This is a genomic window from Anaerocolumna sp. MB42-C2, assembly GCF_030913705.1.
Lineage (GTDB): Bacteria > Bacillota > Clostridia > Lachnospirales > Lachnospiraceae > Anaerocolumna.
In genome coordinates this window covers 3,103,883-3,119,681 of record NZ_CP133190.1, presented here as the reverse complement: position 1 = coordinate 3,119,681, position 15,799 = coordinate 3,103,883, and the positions used below count along the sequence as shown (strand labels likewise).

Here is a 15,799-nt window from a genome sequence, read left to right as displayed (position 1 = left end):
TGGTGTTATACTAATAAACGTAAACCCCAATACATTATATAGTTTTTGCTACACCCCATAAGTAACAAAAATACCTTCTCCAAAAAAAGGACAGCGTTCGGAAAGCTGTCCTTTTTTTTGCGCTGAATTAGCTTTTTTAGTTATTTTGTTAAATGACGGACGAACATTTTAGGAGACAGGCCGGCGGTTGGTTCCTGTGGTAACAATAACAGAGAAAGAACCCCTATGTCTCTAAGGTTACAGAGAATGTTTATAGCAGTTTAAAAAGGCAATAACTCACTTCGTTCAAACAGTTGCCTTTTTAAACTTGGCACATTCTCCATAACCTAAGTGACATAAGGAACCTTTCTGATGCAATTGTTACTCACAGGACCAACCGCCGGCCTATCCCCTAAAATGTTCTGCTTATATAAGACGAAAGATAATAATATCAACTTTCTTTTGTTTGTTTGATTTTCTTTATTTTAAAGATTATATATTCTGTGTCTGCTGCTGCTCCCCATTCAACTTTTCCTTTACCTATGTATAATTCGCAATCTGCTGCAAAGATAAGACTATCAGACGAATATCCGTTACGAAATATTATTTCCAGGTTTTGATGTGAACCCTGCTGAAATAATTTAATCAGTAAGGGTTCCGATACTTTGAAAATATTGGCTAACCTTTTTATATAATATGGTTTGATCTCTCTGTATTCTTCTTTCTTTTCACCGGACAAAATCATATCAAACCATTTCTTTTTTATAGGTAATATCAGCATAATAGTTTACTCCTAAGTATTAATTATGGGTCTGCCGATTTTCATGTCCCGTCTCCATCCGGGGGCTTCACCGTCTTCTCCCCAATATTCGTCTAATTTAATAACTTTCCCGTTCTCAAATTCATAAAAAGAAGTTACATGAACTGCTGTGCCCTCATCCAATGATTTGACAGATCCCACAAGTATAACTACATCATTTATCTGCTCGAGTCTCTCGATATCACCTTTCCAGTACCCCGGATATTCACAATTAGCCCTTATGTACTCTTCACGTGTAAAACTTTCATTTGTATTATGCCAGTTAATAACTGCTGATTCAATAAAGAACTCTTTCATTCTTTCAGCATTTTGTTGAATTGTAACTTGAAATATACAACTAACTACTTCTTTTAAATCCATAGTTATACCTCCATAAAAACCATATATTTATAAATAATTTAAAAACACTAAAAATTGATTATATTTGTGATACAGCATATATAATTTCCTCTGCCGGAGACGTACTTTCCGCTCTAAAATTGTATCATCTGTACTACAAAAAACAACATATCAGAAAGTATATCAGCAATAGTTCTTTTGATTACATTATTTAGGTTGTATTGGATAAGCTATAGTTGGTCTGAAAAACTCATCATATCCTTGCTTGTACCAATACGGATTGTAGCTCCAAAACCATTTGTAAATATCCTCCTTGCATATGTTTTCAGCTTTCAGCTTTTCTTCCATATATTTTATTGCAAGTTGATCTTTCTCTCTTAATCGCCACTCGGGGTGTAGCATGGAAACTTTAGTTTTAACTGCATATTCAAATCGAATACCAGAAGTATAGACCTTTGTATTATAAAAAAGTCTGGGTGACACATCAAGCCAATCGAACGGGAAAAATACGGAACCATCATTACCTATATGCTTCCACTCGGCTGTTTTGCCGTTTCTCTTCAATGGATTAAAGCTTGCATGAACCAAATCCTTTTCAACTTCAAGCATCAAAAATTCACTATGAAATGTAACTTTATATCCTCTTTTTACATACTCAGAAGTTAATGATTCTACATACTCCGTAAGATTTTCTACAAATCCGTCCAAATCCCCATGTTCACGCAAAAAATATCCTTCCCATATATCGATAGACAAGCCTCCCCATACGAACGTCCTTATTCCAAGGGAAGAAGATATATCATAAATATCGGCTAACATGGTAATATATTGTTGGTTTTTCTTTGAAATTACCATAACATCATTTCTTTCAATATATAAATAGAACCTCCTGCCTAAAGTTCTTCTAAATTCTATTATATCACAAACAGAACATATGTTCAATATCAATATTATTATCTATCAGTGTTTCACTTTGTCACGAATGAACATTAACATAGGACCTATATCTACATTTGAGAATTTATTCTTTGAGATAAGTGTACCTACTTCATCTATAGTAGCCCAATGAATGTCTTGAGTATCATCACCTTTTTTTAATGGAAGCCCTTTTGCTGAACATATAAAATGAATGCCGAAAGAATCAACGGGGCCTGCTATTGTTTGATAAGCAGAAAAAGGGGTTATACATTGTGTTTTAAAAGTAACATTATCTCTATTGTTATTAACTGATTCTTTTTCGTTTTCTATGTATGTTATATTAAGGCCGGTCTCTTCTAAAACTTCACGCCTAAGCGCATCAGTAATTGATTCAAATTCTTCAATGTGTCCACCAGGTAATTCATAACATTCTTCGCCTTTTTTTGTCCTCTTTTGTATCAGGATTTTAATGATTTCATTAGTTTCACACACTATAATCGCCCTTGCATTAACATGTATCATAATCGTTCCTCCATATTTAAAAGACCTTAATACAATTTACAAATAGTATACTACAACATATAACTATATACCATATCCTGCTAAAAGACATAAACTAAAAAAATAAATTATTCGAATAAAAGTCTCCAATGAATTATTAATTAATAAAGTTGTGTTTCCATACTAGATGTAATAAAATGGGGGTATCTCTATGTTAGGTTTAAAAACGATAAGAAAGGATTATTTTGATTAATTATGCTTAATACGGATGCTTTTTTTAGTGATGGTACACAGGATTACAGGAATCCCTGTGAACCGTTGCCTTATGATACAGTAACGATTCGTTTTCGGACAGGTAAAGAGGGTATAGACAGTGTCAGGCTGGTTACCGAAGAAGATTTTTGGCAGATGGCAATGAAAGAATCGGATTCTCTGTTTGATTATTATGAGAATGAGTTTGAACTGGCTGATCAGGTCATCTCTTATTATTTTGAAGTATATGGTGATAGTAAAATCTGGTATTACAACAGAGCCGGTGCGGCTTTGGAACTTCATAAAGAGTTTAATTTTATGATAACACCTGGTTTTCAAACGCCTGACTGGGCAAAAGGTGCCGTGTTTTACCAGATTTTTGTTGACCGGTTTTTTAACGGTGATGTTACGAACGATGTTGTAGATGGAGAGTACAGTTATATTAATACACCGGTCAGAAAGGTTACTGATTGGAGTAAATATCCGGATTCTTTTGGCATAGGAGAGTTTTATGGAGGCGATTTACAGGGTGTAATTAAAAAGTTGGATTATTTGCAGGACTTAGGCATTGAAGCAATCTATTTTAATCCTATTTTTGTATCACCCTCCAATCATAAATATGATACTCAGGATTATGATTTTGTTGACCCGCATTATGGGGTAATCAAAAGGGATGGAGGAGAAGTACTTGCTTTACATGAAACCAATAACAGACAGGCGACAAAATACAGAACCCGTGTTACGGATTCGGATAACCTTAACGCCAGCAATGAGCTGCTGATACGGCTGGTAGAGGAAGCTCATAAGAGAGGCTTAAAAGTCATTTTAGACGGAGTGTTTAATCACTGTGGTTCTTTTCATAAATGGTTGGACAGAGAGGGCATCTATGAGGGTATGGTTGGGTATGAAAAGGGTGCTTATGCAGACAAAAACAGCCCTTATATTTCGTTTTTTCGATTTAAAGAGGATCGGTGGCCGGATAACTCCTCTTATGACGGCTGGTGGGGACATGATACCCTGCCAAAACTTAATTATGAGGAATCCCCTATACTTTATAATTATGTTATGGATATTGCAAAAAAATGGGTATCTCCCCCGTTTAACTGTGATGGGTGGAGATTAGATGTAGCAGCTGATTTAGGGTATTCAAAAGAGTTTAACCACAGATTCTTTAGAGATTTTCGTAAAAGCGTAAAAGAAGCCAATCCGGAAGCAATTATTTTCGCTGAACATTATGGTGATCCCAAATCCTGGCTGTCAGGTGATGAATGGGATACCGTTATGAATTATGATGCCTTTATGGAACCGTTAACGTGGTTTTTAACCGGTATGGAAAAGCATAGTGATGAATATAAGGAAAATTTACTTAACCGTCATGATATTTTCTTTCAGGCTATGTCTTACCATATGTCCAGGTATCAGACTACCTCTCTTTATACAACTATGAACGAATTATCAAACCATGATCATTCCAGATTTTTAACACGGACGAACAAAAAAGTGGGCAGAACCGATTCTTTAGGCCCCAATGCAGCGAATGAAGGCGTAAATAAAGGTGTGTTTCGATCTGCAGTCACCGTACAGATGACCTGGGTTGGGGCACCGACTATTTATTACGGAGATGAAGCGGGGGTCTGCGGTTTTACGGATCCGGATAACCGCAGAACTTTTCCCTGGGGGAATGAAGATATGAATTTGATTGATTTTCACAAGGAAATTATAAGTATTCATAAGGATTATGAGGCTCTTAGAACAGGTTCTATTCTATTTTTGGAGGGTGCCCTCGGTTTTATAAGCTACGGCAGGTTCAACAGGGTTGATAAATTTATTGTTGCAGTGAATAATAATAATTATGAAATTACGGAGGTTATCAATACCTGGAAAATAGGCATATCAGACGAGGATACCTTATGCAGGTTGCTTCTTACCACAGAAGAGGGATATTACCGGGAAGCTGTGGTTTTTCATACGGAAAACGGCATTTTGAAAATAACTATGCCCCCGGTTTCATCTGTTATAATTAAAAATATTATATCTCCATAATATATGATACGAGAAATGTTAATGAAAATCGGAAGCGATGATTAACTTAAGTTAATTTAACTTTAAGTAGTACTACTGCTTTGTTTGCTAATAATATTAGACGGTCTTATACTTTTATGACTATTTGGAATCATAACCGAAACGTTATAATTGAAGAATTATACAAATTTTACGAAAATTACGAAAATTCATAAAAACACTTGAAAATGGTTATTTGATATGATATAATTCATCCTTGTCAGAAAGTTTTGATTAAGATGATTTTGATTAATCAGATGCCGGCGTGGCGGAACTGGCAGACGCACAGGACTTAAAATCCTGCGGGACTAATCTCCCGTACCGGTTCGATTCCGGTCGCCGGCATTAAGAAAATTAATTTACTTAATAGGTAAACTTAATTTTATTCTATTTAATTATATATTATTATGCGGGTGTAGTTCAATGGTAGAACACTAGCCTTCCAAGCTAGATACGTGGGTTCGATTCCCATCACCCGCTTTTTTGCTGCCCTAAATTAACGGATCATAATATTTGCTATACAATTTGAACATACTATATGCAAGAAAAGTTGTAAAAATCTTTATACAAACAAGATTTATGCAACAGTCCCTAATCTGCAGGTATTAAAAAACTACCTTGGAAAGGATGGAAGCATATGCTCAAATTATACAACAAAACGCTGAAATACATTCTTCTCTTCTTTATAGGTGGTTACTCCTATTGCGGAATAGAGATACTGTTTCGAGGGTATTCCCACATATCCATGCTGATTGCAGGGGGGATTTGTTTTATACTGATAGGACTGTTAAATGAAATATTTACGGAAAAAATATCAATTATCAGCCAGATGGTAATATCAGCATTTATTATTACGGGAGTAGAACTTATCGTGGGTCTAGTGGTTAATGTTTGGTTGAAACTGAATGTATGGGATTATTCCAATATGCCCTATAACTTTATGGGGCAGATCTGTCTGCTTTTTACGAATATATGGTTTTTTCTTTCGTTAGGAGCGATCTTATTAGATGATTACCTGAAGTATTTTCTGTTAGGGGAAGAAAAACCCGATTATAAAATTTTCTGATTAGAGATGTCAGGACTGGGAGCGGTTTATTACACCGGATACAGTCCTTTTATTTTTCTAAAAAATATGCTACAATTATAATACATTAGGATAATGAAGACGTGCCCGGGACCATAATTTAAAGTTGGCTTTTGACACTAAAATCCTGATAATACTTGTTTAAGAAAAGGTGTTGATAACACAGATAGGAGCATATAGTGAAAATATTACTTACCGCTATTAATGCAAAGTATATTCATTCCAATCTTGCAATTTACAGTCTGAGGTCTTACGCAAAGGCCTATAGGCAGCAGATTCAATTAGCGGAGTTTACCATAAATAATTATACCGATGATATATTACAGGCAATTTATAAGGAAAAACCGGATTTTATAGGATTTTCCTGTTATATCTGGAATATAGGTTTGGTTGATCAATTATGCATCGAATTAAAGAAACTATTACCGGAGTGTAAAATCTGGCTGGGAGGTCCTGAAGTATCTTATGATGCCGAAAAACGACTGGAAGAGAGCACAGCCGCAGACGGTATTATGATCGGGGAAGGGGAAGAAACATTTCTGGAATTAATGGATTATTATATCGCCGGATTGAAAACCTTAGAACAGATAAAAGGTATTGCATTTACGGATAACGCCAGAAAAACAGAGGAACGGAATAAAAGCTTAGATTGTGCAGCGAAGAGGGTTAACACAACCGGAATCAGAACAGAGACAGACATAAGCAGCATACCATTTCCCTATGAGAAGATTGAGGATTTTAAAAATAAAATTATTTATTATGAAGCCAGCAGAGGCTGTCCTTATTCCTGCAGTTACTGCCTTTCTTCTATCGATAAAAAGGTAAGGTTAAGGGAGATAGAACTGGTTAAAAAAGAATTGGGGTTATTCCTGCAGCATAAAGTGCCGCAGGTTAAATTTGTAGACAGGACCTTTAACTGCAACAAGAAACAGACACTTGCAATCTGGCATTATATTAAAGAGCAGGATAATGGTATCACTAATTTTCATTTTGAAATTTCTGCAGACATATTAGATGAGGAAGAACTTGAATTGTTAAGCACCATGAGGCCCGGACTGGTACAATTAGAGATAGGAGTCCAGTCTACCAATCCTAAAACCATAGAAGCCATAAGCAGAAAAATGAATCTGGATAAACTGAAACAAGCGGTCCACCGGATACACCAAAGCAGGAATATTCATGAACACCTGGATCTAATTGCTGGTCTGCCCTATGAGGATATGAAAACCTTTCAGAATTCCTTTAATGAGGTATATGCAATGAAACCCGATCAGTTCCAGCTTGGTTTCTTAAAAGTATTAAAAGGTTCAGCTATGTTTTATGAAAGTAAAGACTGGGGAATCGTTAGTAAAAGCATACCGCCTTATGAAGTTCTGTATACCAAATGGCTAAGTTATGATGAAATACTTATATTGAAATCAGTGGAAGATATGGTAGAAATCTACTATAACAGCGGACAGTTTGAATATGCTATAAAATATATGGAGCATTTTTTTGATACTCCCTTTGAGCTTTATTTAAAGCTGGGGGATTATTATGAGAGAAAGAAGTTAAAGGGAATAAACTCCTCCAGAATGAAAAAGTATGAGATTTTACTTGATTTTATGTCTGAGTTAAAGGAAATGGAAGATAAACTTTCGGAAGCTATAAATATCATGGCTTTTCGTAATATATTAGTCCATGACTTATATTTACGTGAGAATCTGAAAAGCCGACCGCCTTTTGCAGAGGAATATGAGCCATATAAAAAGATTTATAAGGATTTTTACTGTGACGAACAAAGAATTAGAGCGTGTCTGAACCCGGATTCCTCCGAGATAACCATAGATCGGTTAAGACCATACCTGCATTTGGAACATTACAGCATTCATGTCGAACAAACTGCCGAAACAGGAATCCCGGTGAAAAACGAAGAGTTTATCTTGTATGACTATTTTCATAAAAATGTATTAAACTCACAGGCGAGAAACATCTCCATAAAATTTACCTGATTATTGCTTTGCTGAAAAAGAAAGAGGTAACGATGGCAAAAAAGAGAATTACAAAAGCGGAAAGAGAAAGGGTGGATAAAATTTTATCCCTGCTGGATGAATATTATACCACCGAATATAAATGTTATCTAAACCATGAAACCCCCTGGCAGTTATTAATTGCCACCATATTAAGTGCGCAATGCACGGATGAAAGAGTAAATCTGGTAACAAAGGATTTATTTAAGAAATATACTACCTTAGAAGATTTTGCAGGCGCCGAACTAAAAGAGCTGGAGAAAGACATTCATTCCACCGGATTTTATCACAATAAGGCTAAGAACATTATAGAATGTGCAAAAACACTGGTTACGGAATACGGAGGGGAAGTACCGAAAGAGATAGATAAATTAACGAAATTAGCCGGAGTAGGGAGAAAAACCGCTAACGTAATCAGAGGAAACATCTATCATGAACCAAGTATTGTAGTGGACACCCATGTGAAGAGAATATCCGGTAAACTGGGCTTTACAAAAGCAGAAGATCCGGAAAAGATTGAATTTGAATTAATGGATTTACTTCCGAGGGATCATTGGATATTGTATAATTTACAGATTATTGCCCATGGAAGATCCATTTGTACGGCCAGAAACCCAAAATGCACGGAGTGTTTTCTATATGATTTGTGTAAGTGGAAAGGGAAAGGTTAAAAAGACATTACATCAGGCCAATAACATTCTACCTGCAATAGTTGCAGCTTTTGTAGGAGTAATGCTATAAAATATGGAATAGAAATAAATTGAGAAAGGAAGCCACTTATTAACTCTTACCAATTTTTATTATGTGGCAGTATCACGAGCAAATATGCGATATGATATGCAGTGGGTTTATAAATAAATGGATGATAGGGTACAAAATGAGAGAATTACATCATTTGTCTGTTTTGATGTTGAGACAACCGGACTTAGTCCGGAAAAGGACAGAATTATTGAAATAGGTGCGCTTAAGGTGAAAGAGGGAAAGATCATTGATAAATTTACCGAATTTATCAATCCCAAAATGAAATTGCCGGGACATATTGTAAAGCTGACCGGAATAACGGATGAAATGATTCAATACGCTGAGATGGAAGAAACAGTGATAGAACGTTTCCTGGAGTTTGCGGGAGATTATATTATTATGGGACATAATGTGGGGTTCGATTACAGCTTTCTAAAAACAGCAGCCGCAAGACAGCATAAAAACTTTGATAAAATGGGAATTGATACTCTTCTGTTATGCAGAAAGCTGTTACCTGATACAGAGAGTAAAAGCTTAGGAAGCATGTGCAGACATTACCAGATTATAAATGAAAATGCACATAGGGCCTATGACGATGCTAAGGCAACCGCTTTGCTGTATGTGAAACTTTGCAATGAGTTTTATCTAAAAAAACCTGAAATTTTTATACCAAAACCTATGAGGTTTAAAGTAAAGAAAAGCAGGTCCATTACAAATAAACAAAAAAATTACTTGATTGATTTACTAAAATATCATAAGATAGAGAGTGAACAATCCATAGATTTACTGACCCAAAGTGAAGCATCCCGGATGATTGACAAAATTATTCTGGATAAGGGCAGAATAATCTGATGAAAATGAATTATAATAAATAGAATGAGGAATATAAATTAAATAGAGTCGTAGTTACTTTAAATAAAAAGACATCTTAATTTCTTTCAGAGAAATCAGGATGTTTTCCCTGGATAAGGTGTCAAGGGTCTGCGCTGTCTGAATTAAATCATCGATTTTATCCGGAGTGTTAAGCTCTTTATACAACTCGGCGAGCAGAGTGTAATTCTTACGGATATCCGATTTACATTGTATGCAGAATTCAAGGACAGTAAGGGCTTCATTCCATCTGTTATGGTCATAAAGATAGGAACCCCACCTGGATAGATTTTTTACCAGAGAGGAGTAATTATCATCGCAATTTATCAGAAATTTAATATTAGCAACTCCATACTTTAGTTTTAAATCCGTGTTGGACAATCCTGTCAGATTTAAAATCGGTTTTTGGAATAAACTTTTTATATTAGACTGAATCTCAGTTAGTTCTTCCTCGTCTGTATCAGTAAAGGGAAGGGTATCCATAGGGATTGTAATGTAGTCTAAGCCGGATATGTCGGACTTCCTGGTTGAATTAGCCTGATATTCCCTATTCCAAAAAGCTTCTTTCTCTTTTTTTAGTATCTGTTTTGTCCTAATATTGGAATATTGTATTAATAGATAAAGAAATAGGAGTAATCCTACGACAATAAGCATAATGTAATCCTTTCTGTAAGGGTATGATTAAGTAGTGTAAGCAGACCTAAGAATATCTGCATAGATTAAAAAGGTAAGTGTTGAAAGAAAAAAATAAAAAGAAAGGAAGGCCACATGCGGATTCTTTCAACAATATTGTGGCGATATTATAGTACATTCTATAATATGAGGGTATTTAACATGAACAGAAAAATGAGGAAAATAATTTCTACTATAATAATCTTAATCATTGTATTATCAATGGTTGTACCTGTAGTCTTAAGTGCGATTATGTACTAATTTATTTCTGTCTATTAAGAATATACATAATATATATGGAAATGTCAAACGACAGAAATATTATCTTGATTAATCTAAGGATTATGTTACAATAAATTTTAGCATGTAAAAAGGAGGAAAACTGTATGGATAGAATGAAAAAAATAATTACATTTATGCTGTTTGTGATTTGTTTCTATTTTATTTCTATAACTCCTAAGGTAGCGGCGGCAACGGAAGACGAAACAATTACAAAGGGCGTATATATAGATTCCATTCATATCGGCGGTTTGACGGCAGAGGAAGCGAAACAGGCTGTCAAAGATTATGTGGACGATTTAAAATCAAAGAAAATTACTGTTAAAATTGATGATAAAACGGAAGAAATAACTTTAGACAAGCTGGGTTATGATTATAAAGAGAACAATTATATTGATGAGGCAATTCTAATCGGTAAGACAGGTAATCTGATTAAAAGATATAAAGAATTAAAAGATACGGAACAATCGAATTTAGTTTATAATCTGGAATTCAGTTTAAGTGATAAAAAAATCAAAAAATTTGTAAAAGATAAATTAAGCTCCCATGATGTTAAGGCTAAAAATGCATCGGTAAAAAGAGAGGGCGGCGAATTTATATATACAAATCACTCCGTCGGCCGTAAAGCTGATGTAGATAAAAATATAGATGCAATTAAGACAGCTATATTGGATAACTGGAATCATGAGGATATTACTCTGACAGCAGTCGTAGAAGATGATCAGCCCAAATACACAAGGGAGATGGTTGAAAAATGTAATACCAGACTTGGTACTTTTTCAACAACCTATACCACTTCCTCGGAAGACCGTGCCGGCAATCTTGCGAATGGTGCACGTTTAATAAATAATACGGTATTATATCCGGGAGATGTTTTTTCTGCGTATAAAAAACTTACGCCGTTTACAACGGATAACGGTTACTTTGAGGCAGGTGCATATTCTAACGGTAAAGTAATTGACAGTATCGGAGGTGGTGCATGTCAGGTTACAACTACGTTATATAATGCGGTTTTATTATCCGAATTAGAGGTAGTAGAACGCCAGCCTCATTCCATGACAATCAGTTATGTGGATTTATCAAGGGATTCTGCTATTGCAGGAACCTGGAAAGATTTAAAATTCGAAAACAATACGGATTCACCGATCTTAATAGAAGCATATACTTCAGGAAGAACCATAACCTTTAATATATGGGGGAATGAAACCAGAGATACAAAGAATAGAACAATCAAATATGAAACGGTTGTATTGGATGAAAAGGCACCTGGTAAAGATGTTGTAACGAAAGATCCTACAAAACCAACAACCTATACGTTAACCACTCAGTCGGCACATACCGGATATGTAGCTGAATTGTATAAAATCGTATATGAGAATGGGGTAGAGGTAAGCAGAACCAGGATTAATAAAAGTGTATATAACTCGTCACCGAGGTATGTAACCGTAGGAACTAAAAAGGTGGAAGAAGAGAAACCTCCAAAAGAGGAGAAACCATCAGAAGATGAAAAACCGGTGGATACTCCGGAAGGTGATGATACAAAACCCAAAGATGCTATTACCAATATAGATAATACAGAGGCATATAATATGGGGGAAGATCAAACTTCTGAGTACTTGCAGGACAGCGATGAAACTACGGATAATCAGACTGTGGAAGATGCTGTAGATGCAAACTAACTATTAATAAAAAAAACAAGTAGCAAAGCGGATGGAACATCTGCTTTGCTAGTTTTATAGGAGGCAGTATGAATATCGGTAAAGTTTCGGAAACAGTTTTAAAAAGGTCAATCTTAAAACAGATAAAACACAGACGGGAAGAAGTGTTAGTTGGGCCGGGGGTTGGAGAAGACTGCAGTGTTGTTGAACTTAAGGAGGATGAAGTATTTGTCATTTCTACAGATCCAATTACCGGAACTACGGAAGACATAGGTACCCTCGCTGTACATATAACAGCCAATGATATTTCTTCAAATGGTGCGGAGATTGTAGGTATAATGCTTACAATTTTATTGCCGGATGGATTCCGGGAATCTGATTTAAAAGAAATTATGCAGGAAATCGAGGGTGTATGTGAAAAACTGAATATTGAAATTATGGGCGGGCATACGGAAATAACTGCAGCTGTTAACCAACCTGTCATAACAGTAACCGGAATCGGTAAGATGCCAAAACAGCAAATGATTAAAACAGCAGGTGTTATTCCGGGCCAGGAAATTGTAATGACAAAGTGGGCAGGCCTTGAGGGTACTGCAATTATTGCAAAAATGAAAGAAAAAGAACTAACCGGTAAATATACCAGAGATTTTATTATAGGTGCTCAAAATTTTATAAAGAATATATCCGTCGTAGGAGAAGCTAAAATAGCAAGAGAGATGGGGGTAACCTCCATGCATGACGTTACGGAGGGCGGAATATTCGGAGCCTTATGGGAATTGGGAGAAGCTTCGGGAGTAGGTCTTGAAGTAGATTTAAAAAAGATATCAATCAAACAGGAAACCATAGAGATTTGTGAATTTTACGATTTAAATCCGTATCAGTTAATTTCAAGCGGGGTTATGATCATGGTTACGGATAAAGCCAATGAGCTGGTTGAGGTACTTAAGAAAAATAATATTCCGGCGGCTGTAATTGGACGGATTACACCTGGAAATGACAGGGTTGTAAAAAATGAAGAAGAAAAGCGGTTTTTAGCTCCGCCTAAAAGTGATGAATTGTATAAGGCAATTAGTTAATTTAATTAAATTTAATCAATAATAATTCATATAATAAAATATTAACGCATGGAAAGGAAATTATAAAATGAGAGAGAAAATATTAGCAGCCATTGATAAAAATAGTAAATTAACTGCGAAAGACCTGGCGGCCATGTTAGGAAGTTCCGAAGAAGAGATATCTACGATCATAAAAGAATTAGAAGCTGAAACCATAATATGCGGATACCCAACTTTAATTAACTGGGATAAAACAGAAAGTGAAAAAGTCACTGCTTTAATCGAAGTAAAAGTTACTCCTCAGAGAGGACAGGGATTTGATAAAATAGCAGAGAGAATCTATAAATTTGATGAAGTGGAGTCGGTTTATCTCATGTCCGGCGGTTTTGACCTGACTGTAATTATTGAGGGCAAAAGTATGAGAGAAGTAGCTAATTTTGTATCCAGTAAATTAGCTCCTATGGAAGCTGTGCTTAGTACGGCAACACATTTTGTTTTAAAGAAATATAAGGAACATGGATTACCATTAGTACACGAGACCAACGATGAAAGGATGCTGATTACACCGTGAGAAACCCATTATCTAAAATAGTTGTTGATATACAGCCGTCCGGCATAAGAAAATTCTTTGATATCGTAAGTGAAATGAAAGATGCCATATCTTTAGGCGTTGGCGAACCGGATTTTGATACACCCTGGCATATTAGAGAAGAGGGTATCTATTCCTTGGAAAAGGGCAGAACCTTTTATACTTCTAATGCAGGGTTAAAAGATTTAAAAATGGAAATCTGCAATTATTTAAATCGCAGGTTTTCGTTGAGCTATCATCCGGATCATGAAACCATTGTAACCATTGGGGGAAGTGAAGCAATTGATATCGCACTGCGTGCCATGCTGGATCCGGGAGATGAAGTTTTAATTCCTCAGCCAAGTTATGTATCTTATTTACCCTGTGCAACGTTAGCAGGCGGCAAACCGGTTATAATAGAATTAAAAGCAGAAAACCAATTCAGACTTACAAAAGAGGAGCTCTTAGATGCTATAACCGAACGTACCAAAGTTTTGATAATGCCCTTTCCTAATAATCCGACAGGAGCAATTATGGAGAGGGAGGACCTGGAAGATATAGTTAAGATCGTGAAAGAAAAGGATATTTTTGTTCTGTCCGACGAGATTTATTCAGAACTTACTTATGGTAAGAAACACGTATCCATTGCTGAATTTCCGGGAATGAAAGAAAGAACGATTTTAATTAACGGTTTTTCAAAATCTTATGCTATGACCGGTTGGCGGTTGGGTTATGCGGTCGGACCTGCTGTTATCATAGAACAGATGGTTAAAATCCATCAGTTTGCTATTATGTGTGCACCTACTACGAGTCAGTATGCTGCGATAGAGGCTTTAAGAAACGGTGATTCCGATGTAGAAACTATGCGGGATGCATATGATCAGCGAAGAAGGTATTTAATCCATGCATTTCGTGAAATGGGACTGGAATGTTTTGAACCGTATGGAGCTTTTTATATTTTTCCCTGTATTAAGAGTTTAGGTATGACCTCAGACGAGTTTGCAACTTCTCTCCTTAGAGAAGAGAAGGTGGCTGTAGTACCGGGCACAGCTTTCGGTGAATGCGGTGAAGGTTTTTTAAGGATATCCTATGCATATTCTATAGAAAATCTGAAAGTGGCAATTGAGCGAATCGAAAAGTTTGTCTCAAAGCACAGGATTATTTAATTGTTAAATAAATAATTTATATTGTAATATATATTGTTTTTGTGATAAAATCGAAATATGATGAATTTTATCATATGGGTAATGAGACCTATATGATTGAAGACTCCGCGGGATACCTTTGAATTAGGCAAATGGATAAGTATACAGGATAATTGTCACAAAAGCGACATCGCGGCAGTGTGGGAGTTGGTTTTCAGGCTCTTGCTGATCACCAAAAGAAAGATGAGTTACTTAGGAGGATAAAATATGGCAGGATTGAATGCAGAGCACATTAATCCATTTTTAATTGCTGCTACGAAAATACTTAAGGATATGTGCTTTGTAGATGTAAAAATCGGTAAACCATATGTAAAAAACGCTGATTTTACAGATGACACATTAGTTATTATGATTGGTATCACAGGTGAGATACGTGGCCAAGCTATGATAGCATTCCCTAATTCAGTAGCATGTGATATTGCATCTAAAATGATTATGATGCCGGTCACGCAGTTAGATGAGTTGGCAACCAGTGCAGTGTGTGAATTAGGTAATATGATTATGGGTAATACTGCTACCATTTTCTCAACCAAGGGTATTGGTATTGATATTACCCCGCCAACCCTTTGCACGGGTAATGTAGCTTTTACTAATAATTACTCTCAGAATATCTGTATACCTTTAATTTATGATGAGAGCAGAGCAATTGAAATTAATGTAGCTCTTAAAGATTAAGAAAAATTCCTCCGAATTAATATAGAAGTTCTTTCTACATAAAGGGAGTGGAGTATAAGGGGAATGTTTTAATATTAAATAGTCGAAGAAATTTCGATTATAATAGGAGTAAA

At 35.7% G+C, this 15,799-nt stretch carries 15 protein-coding genes and 2 tRNA genes; 12 read left to right on the top strand and 5 right to left on the bottom strand.

Annotated features, from left to right (window positions below; translation table 11 throughout):
* Window positions 1-430: 430 nt before the first annotated feature.
* The 4 genes from RBU59_RS13760 to RBU59_RS13745 form a co-directional block, all read right to left on the bottom strand.
* The gene (locus RBU59_RS13760) at window positions 431-760 is read right to left on the bottom strand and encodes an ASCH domain-containing protein (protein ID WP_308148431.1); all 330 of its coding nucleotides are present in this window, start codon (window positions 758-760) and stop codon (window positions 431-433) included.
* A gap of 12 nt (window positions 761-772) precedes the next feature.
* Window positions 773-1,159, bottom strand: a complete 387-nt coding sequence (locus RBU59_RS13755; protein WP_308148430.1) for a nuclear transport factor 2 family protein — start codon at window positions 1,157-1,159, stop codon at window positions 773-775.
* 186 nt (window positions 1,160-1,345) lie between these two features.
* Entirely contained in the window at window positions 1,346-1,993 is a 648-nt protein-coding gene (locus RBU59_RS13750; RefSeq protein WP_308148429.1) for a nucleotidyltransferase domain-containing protein, read from the bottom strand.
* A gap of 105 nt (window positions 1,994-2,098) precedes the next feature.
* A complete protein-coding gene (locus tag RBU59_RS13745) occupies window positions 2,099-2,578 on the bottom strand; it encodes an NUDIX hydrolase (protein ID WP_308148428.1) in 480 nt (159 codons plus the stop codon).
* Window positions 2,579-2,812: 234 nt separating this feature from the next.
* Between RBU59_RS13745 and RBU59_RS13740 the strand changes: the two genes are divergently transcribed.
* The 7 genes from RBU59_RS13740 to RBU59_RS13710 all read left to right on the top strand — a co-directional run bounded on the left by RBU59_RS13740 (window position 2,813) and on the right by RBU59_RS13710 (window position 9,556).
* On the top strand, window positions 2,813-4,852 hold the full coding sequence (locus tag RBU59_RS13740; RefSeq protein WP_308148427.1) for a glycoside hydrolase family 13 protein: 2,040 nt from the start codon (window positions 2,813-2,815) through the stop codon (window positions 4,850-4,852).
* A gap of 277 nt (window positions 4,853-5,129) precedes the next feature.
* Window positions 5,130-5,215 (top strand) — tRNA-Leu (locus tag RBU59_RS13735).
* Window positions 5,216-5,279: 64 nt separating this feature from the next.
* Window positions 5,280-5,350, top strand: a tRNA-Gly gene (locus RBU59_RS13730).
* 157 nt (window positions 5,351-5,507) lie between these two features.
* Window positions 5,508-5,936, top strand: a complete 429-nt coding sequence (locus RBU59_RS13725; protein WP_308148426.1) for a putative ABC transporter permease — start codon at window positions 5,508-5,510, stop codon at window positions 5,934-5,936.
* 197 nt (window positions 5,937-6,133) lie between these two features.
* Window positions 6,134-7,945, top strand: coding sequence for a B12-binding domain-containing radical SAM protein (locus tag RBU59_RS13720; protein ID WP_308148425.1), 1,812 nt, complete (start codon window positions 6,134-6,136; stop codon window positions 7,943-7,945).
* A gap of 32 nt (window positions 7,946-7,977) precedes the next feature.
* Complete coding sequence (nth, locus tag RBU59_RS13715) at window positions 7,978-8,634, top strand: endonuclease III (RefSeq protein WP_308148424.1); 657 nt, start codon at window positions 7,978-7,980, stop codon at window positions 8,632-8,634.
* Window positions 8,635-8,821: 187 nt separating this feature from the next.
* Window positions 8,822-9,556, top strand: a complete 735-nt coding sequence (locus tag RBU59_RS13710; protein ID WP_308148423.1) for a 3'-5' exonuclease — start codon at window positions 8,822-8,824, stop codon at window positions 9,554-9,556.
* 54 nt (window positions 9,557-9,610) lie between these two features.
* Here RBU59_RS13710 and RBU59_RS13705 read toward each other — a convergent pair whose 3' ends face one another.
* The gene (locus RBU59_RS13705; protein ID WP_308148422.1) at window positions 9,611-10,228 is read right to left on the bottom strand and encodes a hypothetical protein; all 618 of its coding nucleotides are present in this window, start codon (window positions 10,226-10,228) and stop codon (window positions 9,611-9,613) included.
* 404 nt (window positions 10,229-10,632) lie between these two features.
* Here RBU59_RS13705 and RBU59_RS13700 point away from each other — a divergent pair, with 404 nt between their 5' ends.
* The 5 genes from RBU59_RS13700 (at window position 10,633) to RBU59_RS13680 (ending at window position 15,686) form a co-directional block, all read left to right on the top strand.
* Window positions 10,633-12,204 carry a VanW family protein gene (locus RBU59_RS13700; protein WP_308148421.1) on the top strand — a complete coding sequence of 524 codons (1,572 nt, stop codon included), beginning with the start codon at window positions 10,633-10,635 and terminating at the stop codon, window positions 12,202-12,204.
* Between the two features lie 68 nt (window positions 12,205-12,272).
* Window positions 12,273-13,259, top strand: coding sequence for an AIR synthase family protein (locus RBU59_RS13695; RefSeq protein WP_308148420.1), 987 nt, complete (start codon window positions 12,273-12,275; stop codon window positions 13,257-13,259).
* A gap of 67 nt (window positions 13,260-13,326) precedes the next feature.
* Window positions 13,327-13,809: an Lrp/AsnC family transcriptional regulator gene (locus RBU59_RS13690; RefSeq protein ID WP_308148419.1), complete on the top strand. Its 483-nt coding sequence runs from the start codon at window positions 13,327-13,329 to the stop codon at window positions 13,807-13,809.
* Window positions 13,806-14,972: an aminotransferase class I/II-fold pyridoxal phosphate-dependent enzyme gene (locus tag RBU59_RS13685; RefSeq protein ID WP_308148418.1), complete on the top strand. Its 1,167-nt coding sequence runs from the start codon at window positions 13,806-13,808 to the stop codon at window positions 14,970-14,972. Before RBU59_RS13690 ends, RBU59_RS13685 begins: the two co-directional genes overlap by 4 nt.
* Window positions 14,973-15,218: 246 nt before the next feature.
* Entirely contained in the window at window positions 15,219-15,686 is a 468-nt protein-coding gene (locus RBU59_RS13680; RefSeq protein WP_308148417.1) for a chemotaxis protein CheX, read from the top strand.
* Window positions 15,687-15,799 lie beyond the last annotated feature (113 nt).